This is a genomic window from Anaerotignum sp. MSJ-24 (assembly GCF_018918145.1).
Classification (GTDB): Bacteria; Bacillota; Clostridia; order Lachnospirales; family Anaerotignaceae; genus Metalachnospira.
Map to the genome: position 1 here is coordinate 66,839 of NZ_JAHLPX010000009.1, position 13,402 is coordinate 80,240.

Annotated in this window: 14 protein-coding genes and 1 tRNA gene; 10 read left to right on the forward strand and 5 right to left on the reverse strand. The window is 40.8% G+C overall.

Going from position 1 to position 13,402, the window contains the following annotated elements; genetic code table 11:
• Window positions 1-2 precede the first annotated feature (2 nt).
• Together KQI66_RS09660 and aroF are read right to left on the reverse strand one after the other, a co-directional pair.
• Window positions 3-1,100, reverse strand: a complete 1,098-nt coding sequence (locus KQI66_RS09660) for a prephenate dehydrogenase/arogenate dehydrogenase family protein (RefSeq protein ID WP_216429042.1) — start codon at window positions 1,098-1,100, stop codon at window positions 3-5.
• Window positions 1,100-2,113 carry a 3-deoxy-7-phosphoheptulonate synthase gene (aroF, locus tag KQI66_RS09665; protein ID WP_216429045.1) on the reverse strand — a complete coding sequence of 338 codons (1,014 nt, stop codon included), beginning with the start codon at window positions 2,111-2,113 and terminating at the stop codon, window positions 1,100-1,102. Before aroF ends, KQI66_RS09660 begins: the two co-directional genes overlap by 1 nt.
• Window positions 2,114-2,795: 682 nt before the next feature.
• On the opposite strand from aroF, the gene spoIIIAA reads away from it, so the two are divergent.
• Genes spoIIIAA through KQI66_RS09705 form a run of 8 tightly spaced genes read left to right on the forward strand, consistent with a single transcriptional unit; the run spans window position 2,796 to window position 7,637 of the window.
• The gene (spoIIIAA, locus tag KQI66_RS09670) at window positions 2,796-3,710 is read left to right on the forward strand and encodes a stage III sporulation protein AA (RefSeq protein ID WP_216429047.1); all 915 of its coding nucleotides are present in this window, start codon (window positions 2,796-2,798) and stop codon (window positions 3,708-3,710) included.
• Window positions 3,701-4,222: a stage III sporulation protein AB gene (locus KQI66_RS09675; protein WP_216429049.1), complete on the forward strand. Its 522-nt coding sequence runs from the start codon at window positions 3,701-3,703 to the stop codon at window positions 4,220-4,222. Before spoIIIAA ends, KQI66_RS09675 begins: the two co-directional genes overlap by 10 nt.
• Window positions 4,223-4,240: 18 nt before the next feature.
• Window positions 4,241-4,435: a stage III sporulation protein AC gene (spoIIIAC, locus tag KQI66_RS09680; protein ID WP_216429051.1), complete on the forward strand. Its 195-nt coding sequence runs from the start codon at window positions 4,241-4,243 to the stop codon at window positions 4,433-4,435.
• Between the two features lie 12 nt (window positions 4,436-4,447).
• Window positions 4,448-4,837: a stage III sporulation protein AD gene (spoIIIAD, locus tag KQI66_RS09685; RefSeq protein ID WP_216429053.1), complete on the forward strand. Its 390-nt coding sequence runs from the start codon at window positions 4,448-4,450 to the stop codon at window positions 4,835-4,837.
• A gap of 10 nt (window positions 4,838-4,847) precedes the next feature.
• Window positions 4,848-5,987: a stage III sporulation protein AE gene (locus KQI66_RS09690; protein ID WP_216429055.1), complete on the forward strand. Its 1,140-nt coding sequence runs from the start codon at window positions 4,848-4,850 to the stop codon at window positions 5,985-5,987.
• 14 nt (window positions 5,988-6,001) lie between these two features.
• On the forward strand, window positions 6,002-6,385 hold the full coding sequence (locus KQI66_RS09695) for a stage III sporulation protein AF (protein WP_216429057.1): 384 nt from the start codon (window positions 6,002-6,004) through the stop codon (window positions 6,383-6,385).
• Window positions 6,382-6,939 (forward strand): hypothetical protein, encoded by a 558-nt coding sequence (locus KQI66_RS09700; RefSeq protein WP_216429059.1) that lies wholly within the window; start codon window positions 6,382-6,384, stop codon window positions 6,937-6,939. Before KQI66_RS09695 ends, KQI66_RS09700 begins: the two co-directional genes overlap by 4 nt.
• Window positions 6,940-6,956: 17 nt before the next feature.
• Window positions 6,957-7,637 carry a SpoIIIAH-like family protein gene (locus tag KQI66_RS09705; RefSeq protein ID WP_216429060.1) on the forward strand — a complete coding sequence of 227 codons (681 nt, stop codon included), beginning with the start codon at window positions 6,957-6,959 and terminating at the stop codon, window positions 7,635-7,637.
• Window positions 7,638-7,665: 28 nt separating this feature from the next.
• Here the strand turns inward: KQI66_RS09705 and KQI66_RS09710 are convergent, their stop codons facing one another.
• Both KQI66_RS09710 and KQI66_RS09715 read right to left on the reverse strand, forming a co-directional pair.
• On the reverse strand, window positions 7,666-8,187 hold the full coding sequence (locus tag KQI66_RS09710; RefSeq protein WP_216429062.1) for a DNA-deoxyinosine glycosylase: 522 nt from the start codon (window positions 8,185-8,187) through the stop codon (window positions 7,666-7,668).
• A gap of 53 nt (window positions 8,188-8,240) precedes the next feature.
• Window positions 8,241-8,313 (reverse strand) — tRNA-Thr (locus tag KQI66_RS09715).
• Window positions 8,314-8,724: 411 nt separating this feature from the next.
• Here KQI66_RS09715 and fusA point away from each other — a divergent pair.
• On the forward strand, window positions 8,725-10,803 hold the full coding sequence (gene fusA, locus KQI66_RS09720) for an elongation factor G (protein WP_216429064.1): 2,079 nt from the start codon (window positions 8,725-8,727) through the stop codon (window positions 10,801-10,803).
• 124 nt (window positions 10,804-10,927) lie between these two features.
• The gene (locus KQI66_RS09725) at window positions 10,928-11,656 is read left to right on the forward strand and encodes a YebC/PmpR family DNA-binding transcriptional regulator (RefSeq protein WP_216429066.1); all 729 of its coding nucleotides are present in this window, start codon (window positions 10,928-10,930) and stop codon (window positions 11,654-11,656) included.
• 254 nt (window positions 11,657-11,910) lie between these two features.
• On the opposite strand, the gene KQI66_RS09730 is transcribed toward KQI66_RS09725, so the two are convergent.
• Entirely contained in the window at window positions 11,911-13,317 is a 1,407-nt protein-coding gene (locus KQI66_RS09730) for an MATE family efflux transporter (RefSeq protein ID WP_216429068.1), read from the reverse strand.
• Between the last annotated feature and the right edge of the window lie 85 nt (window positions 13,318-13,402).

Genomic DNA, 13,402 nt, shown 5'->3' on the forward strand with positions numbered 1-13,402 from the left:
GATCATTCCTTTACGGTTACTTCATAATTCATATCTCTCAGAAGCTGGACGCTTTTCATTCTGTCCTCTTCCGAGTCAAAGGCAAAGCTAAGAACACCGCTGTTGCTTTCACGATTGTTAACAATTCCCATGTTTTTGATGTTAATTCCGTGGCTGGAGAAGAGAACCGTAATAATTGCGATTGAACCGGGACGGTCGAGTACGTCAACGTCAATTTCGTAACGTCTTACGAATGCCTTTGGTGTCGTTGTGTTGAAGGTATTTCTGTACTGCTGTGCATTTAAGAAATAATTGTATACATAGTCAGTATTGTCATTCATAATGTTGCTTCTTATGTCGTTTATAACCTCGCTGAAGGAATCAAGAACGGATATAATATCCTCCTTGTTTTCAAAGGTTATGCTTTCCCACATATCGGCACTTGAAGATGCGATTCTTGTTATGTCCTTAAAGCCGCCTGCTGCAAGAAGGTGCATATATTCCTTATCTGAATCGAGCTTTTTAACATTGTTTACAAGAGCTGCCGCTATTATGTGCGGAACATGGCTGATTGATGCAACGGCATAATCATGCTCATATGGTGATATTATAACAGGTATTGCACCTATTTTTGTTACTGTTTCTTTAAATTCGGCAGTTTTTTCTTTGGGAACATTTTCGCCGGGAGCAATTATATAGTAGGCATTTTCAAACAAATGCTCCTTTGACGCATTGTATCTGAAACGCTCCGAGCCTGCCATAGGGTGTCCGCCTATGTATGTTATCGAATCGCCGAGTGTTTTCATTTTATCATAAAGATGGCCCTTTGTTGAGCCTACATCGCTTATTACACAGTCTTTTCCGACAATGGGAATAAGCTGTTTTGCATAATCAAATATTTTATCGACAGGTGTGCATATGAACACAATGTCACAGCCTTTGAACATATCGGTTACGCTTAAAGCATAATCATCAATCACGCCTTCGCTTTTTGCGGTTATAAGAACGTCCTCGCTTCTGTTGAAAGCAACGATTTCTTTTACACCACAGCGGTTTCTGAGTGCCTTGCAAAGCGAACCGCCGATAAGCCCAAGACCGATAATACCGACTTTAGAGTACATTAAAACTTCCTCCCTGTAAGCTCAACAAACGGACGGAGTTCGTCTGTGAGTTTTTTGAAATCTTCAGGATTAAGGCTCTGAGGGCCGTCCGAAAGTGCTTTTTCGGGGCAGGGATGAACCTCGATAATAAGTCCGTCAACACCGATTGCGGCAGCGGCCTTGCTTAAAGGAGAAATATATTCTCTTACGCCGGCGGCATGGCTGGGATCAATGAATATAGGAAGATGTGTTTTGCTTCTTAAAACGGGAACAGCACTTATATCAAGTGTGTTTCTTGTGCTTGTTTCAAATGTACGAATACCTCTTTCGCAGAGAATAACATTTTCGTTGCCTTCGCTCATAATATACTCAGCCGCATTAAGCCATTCGTCGATTGTTGCCGAAAGACCTCTTTTAAGCATTACGGGCTGTTTAACCTTTCCGGCTTCCTTAAGAAGCTCGAAGTTCTGCATATTTCTTGCACCGATCTGGAGAATATCAACATAGTTTACAGCCGCCTCAAGAGCTTTAAGGCTTGTAACCTCTGTTATTGTTTTAAGTCCGGTTTCCTTTCCGACTTCGTTCATTATTTTAAGACCTTCCTCTTCAAGTCCCTGGAAAGAATAGGGCGAAGTACGGGGTTTGTATGCACCGCCTCTTAAAACCTTTGCACCGCCGGCTTTTGCGGCAAGAGCGGATTCAAAAAGCTGGTCACGGCTTTCTATTGCACATGGGCCTGCCATAACAACAAAGTTGTCACCGCCGATTTTAAGACCGTCAACATCAATAATAGTCTGCTCTGTTTTGAATTTCTTGTTTGCGAGCTTATATGATTCACTTACAGGAATAATACGGTCAACATCGGGGAAAAGCTCCGGGTTTTTTTCAAGAAGCTTTCTTTTGTCGCCGACAACGCCGATAAGAGTTGTTCCTTCACCTCTTGAAAGATGGGCTGTAAGTCCGAGATCTTTAATAGTTTTGATAACATTTCCGAGATTATCTTCGGAAAAGTGCGGTTTCATTACAATAATCATTTTGTTTTCCTCCTTGATGATAATTCACTGCTTACTATCATAGACCAAAAGTATAAGAAAATCAATAATTATTTTTAGAATGCAAAGTGCTAAAGTGAAAAAAGCATACATTTTTATAAAAGGTTAAACCTTTAAAACCAAAGCTTCACACTCTTCAAGTGTGGGAGTATGTACTTTCCGCCGGGAAAGTACCAAAGCGGCGAGCAATTTCGACGTGCTCGATCCACATATTACCGCACAAGATGGTGCGGTTGCGTTAGCAACTTTCGCTTGCGAAAGTAATGAATATACGGTGGACTCCCGTCCCCCGTTACCCCCTTGGCTAATCGGAAATTAGCTACAAAATTTCGATTTGTATTTTCAAAATTGCGTTAAAACCGAGTAGTATTCCTGCGAAGGTTAGCAATTTAAGAGCTTCCTCACTTGCAATACACCCTTGCGACTATGGTCATGACTTTTGCAAAGCAAAAGTGGCTATGCCACCGCACTGTCTTGTGCGGTCAATGAAAGCCGCAAAATATTTTTTAAAAATTACCAATGGGCAATAAAGTATAGCATTTTGAAAATTTTATTTGAACTATAAAATTCGGAATTTTAGGCATTTTGTCAGCTAATTAAGAAGTATTTAAAGCATTTATTTTTAATTATCAAAATAGTATGTCTTAAGAACGGAGGATGGACAATGCTTAAGAATACGGTTTTGGATTGCTTTGGAGAAAAAATGCGGAAAATATTCGGTGGATATGATTGGAGGAATATAAACGAAATAAGAGTGCGTGCGGAAAGACCGGTTATTTTGAAAAGCGGCAGTAACGAATATTTTGTCAATAATGACGGACAGGCTGTTTTTGAGCCGCAGAAGGGCTACATAGCTGAGCACAGCGACTTGGAGCAGATGGTCAATATGATAAGCGATTATTCGCTTTATTCGGTTCAGGAACAGCTCAGAAAGGGTTTTATAACCGTAAGAGGCGGACACAGAGCCGCTTTTGCCGGAAGCTACGCGGTTGAAAACGGACAGGTCTGCACAGTTAAAAACATAGGCAGTATAAACATAAGGATAGCCGGAGAAATAAAAAATTGTGCGGACGATGTGCTAAGATTTTTCGGCAGAGGTGTTTTAAAAAATACGCTGATTATTTCGCCGGTATGCGGAGGAAAAACGACACTTCTCAGAGATATGGCAAGACAGCTTTCCGAAGACGGAGCAACCGTAGGCATAGCGGACGAAAGAGGAGAGATTGCCGCCTGCTATATGGGCGTTCCTCAGCTTGACGTCGGCATAAGAACCGATGTAATAGACGGCTGTCCCAAAGCTGACGCAATTTCGATGCTTATACGAACAATGTCACCGGAGCTTATATGTGCCGATGAAATAGGAGCGGAAGAGGATTTTTCGGCAATGAGAGAGGCGGCTCTTAGCGGTGCGTTTGTAATATGTACGGCTCATGGAAGAGATGAGGAGGACATATATAAAAAATTCGGTTATCAGAGAATTGCCGAAATATTCGACAGGCTTATAGTGCTTGAAGGCAGAAATAATATAGGAAAAATAAAGCATATAGCAAACGGAAGAGGTGAAAAAATATGCTTATAAAAGCAATAGGTGCATTTATAGTGTTCTTTTCCTGTGCGGCCTGCGGTCTGTATTTATCGCTAAAGGACAGATTTCGTGCTGAAGAGCTGAAGGAGATGAAAAGAGGACTTATGCTGTTGAAAAGCAGTATAGGTTATTCCTCAAAGCCGCTTTATGAGGCAATGATAGATATAAGCGAAAAAACTGAAAATACCGTATCGGAAATATTTGAGGATACCGGCAGATTGCTCAAGGCACGAAAGGCGTCTTCCGTAGGTGAGGCATGGCGAAAAACAATATCGGACAGGCGTTCAAGAACATATTTTACCAAAAACGATACGGAGATGTTTTCTGCTTTTGCGGATATACTCGGTGGAGATGACAGCAAATGCCAAATAGAAAATATAGATTCGGTAATTGATTACATAGATAAAACGGCGGAAGAGCTTATGAGAAAAAACAATAAGGACGCAAGGCTTTTCAGAAGTGCCGGAGTGCTCGGCGGAATACTTATTGTTGTTGTGCTTTTCTGATAAATACGGAGGTGCTATATGGATATAAATATTGTTTTCAGAATAGCCGCAGTCGGCATACTTGTTGCGGTGCTGAATCAAGTGCTCGTGCGTGCCGGAAGGGACGACCAGGCAATGCTGACAACGCTTGCCGGACTGATTGTGGTACTTTACTGGATAATAGGCTATATAAGCGAGCTTTTCGGAACTATACAGACACTTTTCAGATTTTAGGGGAGATGTGGTTTGGAGGAAATCATAAGAATTACGGCAGTAGGAATTATCGGAACGGTGCTTGCGGTAACACTAAAAGAGCAGAAAAAGGAATATGCACTTCTTGTCGGCATTGCAACAGGAATACTTATTTTATATATGCTTATGGACAGTATATTGAAAATAAGAAATTTGTTTGAAAAGGCAGTAAATGAGGCAGGTCTGAACAGCGTTTATATGGTGATACTGATTAAGGTAATTGTTATTGCGTATATATGCGAATTTGCCGTCAGATTTTCCGAGGACGCCGGAGAAAAGGCGATTGGTGCAAAAATAGAGCTTGCCGGAAGAATACTTATTCTGGCTGTGTCGCTTCCGATTATAGAAAATCTTTTTAATATGATACTTAACCTTTCTTTTTGAGGTGGGATAAATGGCGTTAATTACAAAAAAGCTGTATATAGCCTTTATAGTGCTTATTTTTTGCTTCGGCTTTGCACAAAGGGTATATGCGGCAGAAACGACAATAGAGAGTGTTGCGGACATGTTCGGACTTGAAGAAATAGATTCGGAGCTTTCGGACATAGCCGAAGATTACGGAGCGGATAATTTCAGCATAAAGGATATTGTTCTGGATATGCTTGCCGGAAACGGTGCTTACGGAATAAAGGATTTATTAAAAACCATTGTCAGAACCGCATTGGGCAGTGTTTCCGACGTTTTGTATTCAATGAGGAAAATAATAATCATAATAATACTTTCGGCATTGCTTGAAATACTTTGCGAATCGTTTACATCGTCCTCGGTCAGCAAAATAGGGCAGTATGTATGCTCGTCGGTTCTTATTGTGACTATTATGCAGTCCTTTGCACAGGCGGCGTCAACTTCCGAAAGGGCTGTGGAAAACATAACCTCGGTTACGGAAACATTACAGCCGCTATATATGCTGATTATGACCGCAACCGGAAGGGCGGCAAAGATGACTGCGGCTGTTCCTGTGCTTTATGCCTCGTCATCAATACTTACATACGGAGCGAAAAACGTAATAATTCCGGGAGTGCTTATGGCGGCACTTATTACATTTATAAACAGCCTTTCGGAAAAGGATATACTCATGCAGTTTGCGGAGCTGATAAGCTCGCTTTGCAAATGGGGTGTAAAAATATATGCCGGAATATTTGTATTTCTTATGTCAGTAATAAAAATAGGTACTCCGTCAACGGCACTTATAGCCGGAAAATCAATAAAAACGGCGGCAGAGGCAGTTCCGGTTGTCGGCAGTCTTATGGCATCTGCGGCAGAAACGGCGGCAATGCTAACCTCTGCAACAGGAAACGCCGTAACGGCGGCAATAATGATTTTCATTGCGGTTATAAGCATAGCTCCGGTTATACGGCTTGCGGCGATAATGTTTATTTACAAAGCTGTTGCGGCACTGACAGAGCCGATAGCGTCAAAAAGAATAGTCAAGTGTCTGAACAGTGCGGCTGACTATACCGGAATATTAATGGGACTGGTGTTTTCGGCAGAAATAATGTTCATAATAATTACCGCACTTATGCTTATGGTATAGGAGGAATGGAAGGTATGTTTCAGACTTTGGGTGCATATATAAAAAATATAGCCTTGCTTATGACGGTTGCTGTCTTTGCGGAGATGACAGCTCCGAGTGAAAATATAAAGAAATATGTGTCGGTTGTTGTCGGGCTGATAATGATATTTACGATAGTCGGAAAATTTAAAATGTTCTCGGCAGATATGCTTTCGGAGGAGGCTGTTTCGGCAAGCAGTGTAATTACCGAAAAAAATATTGAATACAGCAATGACAATATAACCGAAAGGCTGACCGGTATAATTTATGATGAAATGAATGAAGTGGATAATAACAGCTATAAAAATGATGGTTTAGGAATAGAAGTGGAGAAGGTAGCACCATATGATAAATATACAAATGGGGAAGTGGTTGAATGAAGCTGAAGGATATGTTTGGCGGTGACAGTAAAAAAATGTTTGCCAATATAGGGGCTGCGGTTGCTTTCGGCATTGTGCTTATAATGGCAGGCGGACTTTTTAATAAAAATGACAGCGAAAGCGTTACGGAAACCGTTGACAGCGAAATGCAGACATATGACTACACATCGGATATTGAAAGCAAAACAGAGGAGCTGTTGTCCATGGTTGACGGAGCAGGCAGAGTGCAGGTAATGATAACCTTTGCGTCCGAAGGTGAAACGGTCTATGCAGAGGAAAAGAAAAAAAGCACATCACAGATGGACGAAAATGCGGAAATAGGCGACAACAGAAAAACAGATTCGCAGACAGAGGAGAATACAATAGTTATGTCAAATAATGGTGACGGCAGCACATCACCTGTTGTTATAAAGGAAAATTCGGCAGAGGCAGCCGGAATAGTTATCATAGCGGAAGGCGGTGACGACGTAGTAGTTAAGGACTCGCTTATTCGTGCTGCACAGGCACTTTTTGATGTGCCGGCTAATAAAATAGCTGTGTTCAAAATGAAATAAAAACAGGAGGCAGAACTATGTTTGCATTAAAAAGAAATCAGATAGTTGTTACTGCTCTGGCAATTATGATTGCCGTTGCGGGCTATCTGAATTTTACGGAGGCAAAATCGGCGGAAACAAAGGCAGTCGATATTAATGAAGCAACTGATTATGAGGCTTTGCTCAATGATGACGGTTCGATTTCCACTCTTGCGGATGATACCGACGGAGTTGAGCTTGCGTTGGGAGATACGGAAAACACAGATAATACGGAAAATGCAGACGGTACATATTCGGCGGCAGAGGATGACACCGGAGCGGCAATATATGTAAGCACAACACCGGACACATATTTTGTCCAGGCAAAGCTTGACCGTGAGCAGTCCAGAGCAAGCCAGAAACAGATGCTTACCGAAATGATAAACAACGAAAATCTTGACCAGGCGAAGAAACAGGAATGTGCCGACAATCTTCTTGAAATCCAGCAGAGAATTGAAAAGGAAACAGCGGCAGAGGCTATGATTGAGTCGAAGGGCTTCAGCGAGGTATATGTAAGGATAGACGATAATACCGTTGATGTGGTTGTGAATAAAAGTGAGCTTACGGATTCCGAGCTTGCACAGATAATGGATATAGTGACAAGAAAGACGGGAATGAAGGAAAGTCAGATAAGAATAAGCCCGTTGAAAAGCAGCTCAAAGGAAAACAAAAAGCAGTGATATAAATTAAGCCTGAATCGGAAACGGTTCAGGCTTTTGGCGTTATATATTTGTATATTTCTTCCTTCCATGCAGCTGTGAGCCTGTCTTCCGACCATGCTGCATTTGCCGGACTTGTGGACGGAAGCTTTACAGCGGCACGGTTTGTTGACGGATAGCAGTATTTCATATAGAGCTTGTGCGATGTTGCTCCGTTGCAGAAAACGGCCTTTATGTCGGCATAGGATAAAATAAGGTTTATGTCCGACGGAATTACATTTTTTATACTGCTGTCGCTTGAGCCGATTATGTCACAGGAATGTATTGTATCCCATAAAGCAATGTCGTTTTGGAGAAGAAAGGCTTTCTTTTCAGGTATGGACATCGGTTTTTCGCATTCGAAAATGCGGCTTATAACTGACCAGAATCGGTTTCTCGGGTGTCCGTAAAAAAAGCCTTCCTCGCGGGATTTTACTGATGGGAAGGAGCCTAATATAAGAATTTTTGAGTTTTCGGTATATACCGGATCAAAGGTATGTGTAAGATGCTGGTATCTGCTTTCGTCGTTCATGGTTGTACCTCGGAATATAAATATTAAAAAAGCTCTGCACAAATGCAGAGCCAAGCTAAAGATGGGACTCGAACCCACGACCTGCTGATTACGAATCAGCTGCTCTACCAACTGAGCCACTTTAGCACGAATTTTATTAAACACGCATTATATTATATTATATTTTTATTTAAAAATCAATGATTTTATTTTAAATTTCAAATTCCATTTGTGATAACTCACATAAAACATTGTATTTATTTTTACACATTGTATATATACTTTTTATATATTTTCTGCCTTTTTGATTATTGCACAATAAATTTTATCTTACAACATTATTTTTATATATAATATTAATAATTTTTACTTATTTTTATACTTTACTCCAATGTTCAACAAAATATTTTTTGAAATTAATAAAAAAGAGGATATTTATAACAAATGCAGAATATTCTAATTATAGGGTTTTACTAAAGGCTATTAAGGAGAAAAAATCAATGAAATCTTGAATTTAAAAGCTGATATATTCGGCTCACACAATAAGGAGGAATGTATATGAAAAGTTACACATCTAAAGAAATCAGAAATGTGGTTTTGCTGGGTCACAGTGGTTCAGGTAAGACAACAATAACTGAATCTTGTCTTTTTAAATCAGGTGCAACTAAAAGATTTGGCAAGGTTGACGACGGAAATACAGTCAGCGACTATGATCCAGAGGAGATTAAACGCCATGTATCAATTAATTCATCAATTCTTCCGGTTGAGTGGAAAGATGTAAAAATCAATTTCATTGATACACCGGGTTATTTCGATTTTGTCGGCGAGGAAATGCTTTCAACATACGTTGCCGATGCAGCCGTTATCGTTGTATCAGGCAAGGCCGGTGTTGAAGTAGGTACCGAAAAGGCTTGGGACTGTGTTGAAAAATTCGGTACTCCCAGAATGTTCTTTATGAACTTTATGGACGATGAAAATGCAGATTATGAAAGAGTTCTCAGCGAGCTTCGTGATCATTTCGGAAAGAGTGTTGCTCCCGTTCAGATTCCTTTCTATGAGAATGAAAAAATCCGTGGTTTCATCGACGTTATAACAAGAGAGGCTAAATATCTCGATTCGACAAAAACAAAGCTTGAACCCGGTCCTATCCCCGAATTTATGACGGTTGAAGTTGAACACCTCAGAAAGATGATAGTTGAGGTTGCGGCAGAAAGCATTGATGAATTGCTTGATAAATATTTCGCTGATGAAGAACTTACAATAGAAGAAATTTACAGAGGTCTTGAGGTTGGTCTTCTTAATAAGACTATTGCTCCTCTTTTCACAGGTGCGGCAAGCCAGGGACTCGGTATCATGCTCTTTATGAACTCGGTTAAAAACTTTATCGCTCCTTCCGTTGTATGCAGACCCGAGTTTGAATGCACAGATCTTACAACAGGAGAAGAAATAATAAGAAAGAACGATGAAACAGACCATTTTGCAGCTTATGTATTCAAGACAATTTCCGACCCGTATATCGGACGTCTTAATATATTCCGTGTGCTTTCCGGTGAGCTTACAAAGGATAAGGTTATCTATAATCCCGAAAAGGATACACAGGAAAAGGTTGCTCATATATATGTAATCAGAGGTAAAGAACAGATTGAGGTTGATAAGCTTTGTGCCGGCGACATCGGTGCTCTTGCAAAGCTCCAGAACACAGGAACACAGGATACACTCTGCTCAAGCGTAAATCCTGTTCAGCTCAGCAAGATTGAGCTTCCCGAGGCTGTTTATTCAAGAGCTATCGTACCTAAGGCAAAGGGCGATGATGATAAGATTGCGGCTGCACTCGTTAAAATAAGAGAAGAAGATCCTACAATCAGGGTTGAAGTAAATAAAGAAACAAAACAGACACTTATTTATGGTGTTGGTGACCAGCAGCTTGATATAGTTGTTAATAAGCTTAAAAATAAATATAAAATTGACGTTGACCTTATCGACGTTATCATACCTTACAGAGAAACAATCAAGGCTAAGGTTAAGGTACAGGGCAAATATAAGAAACAGTCCGGCGGTCATGGCCAGTTCGGTGATGTATGGATGGAATTCGAGCCTTCTGGCGATATGAGCAAGCAGTATATATTCGAAGAGAAGATATTCGGCGGTTCTGTTCCCAAGCAGTACTTCCCGGCTGTTGAAAAAGGATTACAGGAATGTGTTGCAAACGGCGTTCTTGCCGGCTATCCCGTTGTAGGTCTTAAGGCTACACTTGTTGACGGTTCATATCACCCCGTTGACTCATCGGAAATGGCATTCAAGATGGCTACATCGGTTGCCTTCAAAGATGGTGTTTCAAAGGCTAAACCTACTATTCTTGAACCTATTGCTCATGTTGAGGTTATTGTTCCCGAAAGATTCATGGGCGATATTATGGGCGATATAAACAAACGTCGTGGCAGAATATTGAGCATGGATTCAGTTGACGGCGGAAAGAAGAGTATCGTTGCCGAAATCCCTATGGCTGAAATAGCTAAATACAGTATTGACCTTCGTTCAATGACACAGGGCAGAGGCAGCTACACATATAACTTCGAACGCTATGAAGAGGCTCCGGCAGACGTTCAGCAGAAGGTTATTGCGGCAAGAGCTAAATAAAATATTGATTTTTACAGGGGAGATTACTCAATCTTCCCTGTTTTTTTGCTATTTTCTCTTGAACAGAAATGCAAAAAATGATAAAATACTATGTAATTCAAAATTTTTTTAGGGGGTAACTTTAATGTCCGGACATTCAAAGTTTGCGAATATTAAACATAAGAAAGAGAAAAACGACGCAGCAAAAGGTAAAGTATTTACTATGATCGGTCGTGAAATCGCTGTTGCTGTTAAGGCAGGCGGTCCCGATCCTAATAACAACGGTAAGCTCAGAGAGGTTATCGCAAAGGCAAAGGCAAACAATATGCCTAACGATACAATCGACAGAAGTATCAAAAAAGCTGCCGGAGCAGGCGACGGCGTTGAGTACGAAACAATAACATACGAAGGATATGGCCCTAACGGTGTTGCTGTTATCGTTGAAGTGCTTACAGACAACAGAAACAGAGCTGCCGCAAACGTAAGAAACGCTTTCACAAAGGGCGGCGGAAACATGGGAACAAGCGGCTGTGTATCATTCATGTTCGATGAAAAAGGTCTTATCGTTATTGATAAGGAAGAGGTCGAAATGGACGAGGACGAGCTTATGATGCTTGCTGTTGAGGCAGGAGCAGAGGACTTCGGAGTTGAAGAGGACAGCTACGAAATAACAACTGCACCCGATGATTTCGAGGCAGTAAGAGAGGCTCTTGAGGCACAGAATATTCCTATGGTCAGCGCAGAAATCACAATGATTCCTCAGACATACACAGTTCTTAACAACGAAGAGGATATTAAGAAGATGAATAAGCTCCTTGATATGCTTGACGATGATGATGACGTAAAGAACGTATGGAATAACTGGGACGAATAATTAAATACTTTAATATACGACAAAAGCATGGTTCGGACGAGCCATGCTTTTGTTTATGTATACTTTTTAAAAATATCTTGATGTTCTTTCCAGAATTTTATAAAACATATTCCGAAAATATAGTTTAGGAAAGCAGATAAATAATCAATTCAGAAAATCATTTGTTAAAATGATTTTCAATAAAGTTTAGGTAAATCCTTTTTAAAGGATTTCAGGGTTTGGGACAGAGTCCCATGGTTTTAAAAAGTATATTTTTATTTTTTGAACAAGCCTTTTATAAATGAAGCAGGCGTATATGTTCTTTCACCGCCGTATTTGTGCATTGTCACATAATAGGTTGTAAGCAGGAATATGTCTGCTGCCATCCATGCGATAGGATTGGAGAGACATACACCGACATAGCCTATGTATTTAACAAGTATAAACGCCGTTACCGAACGTCCGGCAAGCTCTGTTACACCGGCGATAGTAGTTATTGCCGATTTGCCGATGCCCTGTAATGTATTTCTGTAAACAAAAACGATTCCGAGCGGAACATAGAGTATGCACTGATAGAACAAAAATTCCATTGAATAGTCAATCATAGCATCCATATAAATGGCGGCTTCACCGGAGCTTCCGTTGAGGAAAAGCTTTGTAAGCTGGCGTCCGAGTCCTAAATCAAAGCCCATGCCGACAAACCAGAATATTATTACGAGCACCATTGCGGCAAATACACCATCTTTTATCCTGCCGAATTTCTTTGCGCCGTAGTTCTGTCCGGCATATGTAGCACAGGCTGTTCCTATTCCGTTGAAGGTCTGCATGGCAATGTTATCTATTTTTGTTGCGGCAGTATAGCCTGTTACAACGCCCGGCATAGCGGCATTAAGTCCGTTGAGAGCTGTCTGCTGGAATACGCAGCCGATAGCCGTTATTGAATACTGCAATGCCATAGGCAGACCAACTGCAATATGTCCCTTAAGCATTACCGGATTGAATGACCAGTCGGATTTTTTCGGTCTGAGCTTTGGATAAGCCTTGAACATATATACTACACAGACTGCACCGGAAATAAACTGGCTTGCTATTGTGGCAACGCCTGCACCTGTGTATGACATCTTAAAGCCGACTATGCAGAGAAAGTCAAGTCCTACGTTAAGTACTGCCGAAAATATAAGGCAGAAAAGTGGAGTACGGCTGTCACCGACGGCTCGCAGAGTGTTGGCGGCAATATTATACAGTATTGTTGCACCTATGCCAAAAAATATAACTATAAGGTAGTAATAAGCATAGTCGTAATATTGTTCAGGTGTTTTCATTGCTCTGAGGAGAGGTCCTGAAAGCGGAACGGCAATGGCGGTAAGAATGATAGTCATTGCTATACAAAGCTCGAAAGATGCGGCAATACTTTTTCGCATACCGTTTTCGTCTTTAGCACCGAAGAACTGGCTCGTTCTTACGGCAAAGCCTGATGTAAGACCCCACACAAGACCGAGAACAAGAAAGCTTATTGAGTTTGTACATCCGACACCGGACATGGCATCTGACGAAACTGTATGACCAACTATTATTGTGTCTGCCATACTGTATAACTGCTGGAATATATTTCCTATTATTATTGGCAGTGAAAACATAAATATCTGTTTAAACGGATTGCCTTCGGTCAAATCCAAACGCATAATATTATCCTCCTTTTAATAGGCTGTTTTATTAACGCATAGATGTTATTTTATTACTGTTATACAAAAAAATCAAGGCAAATTT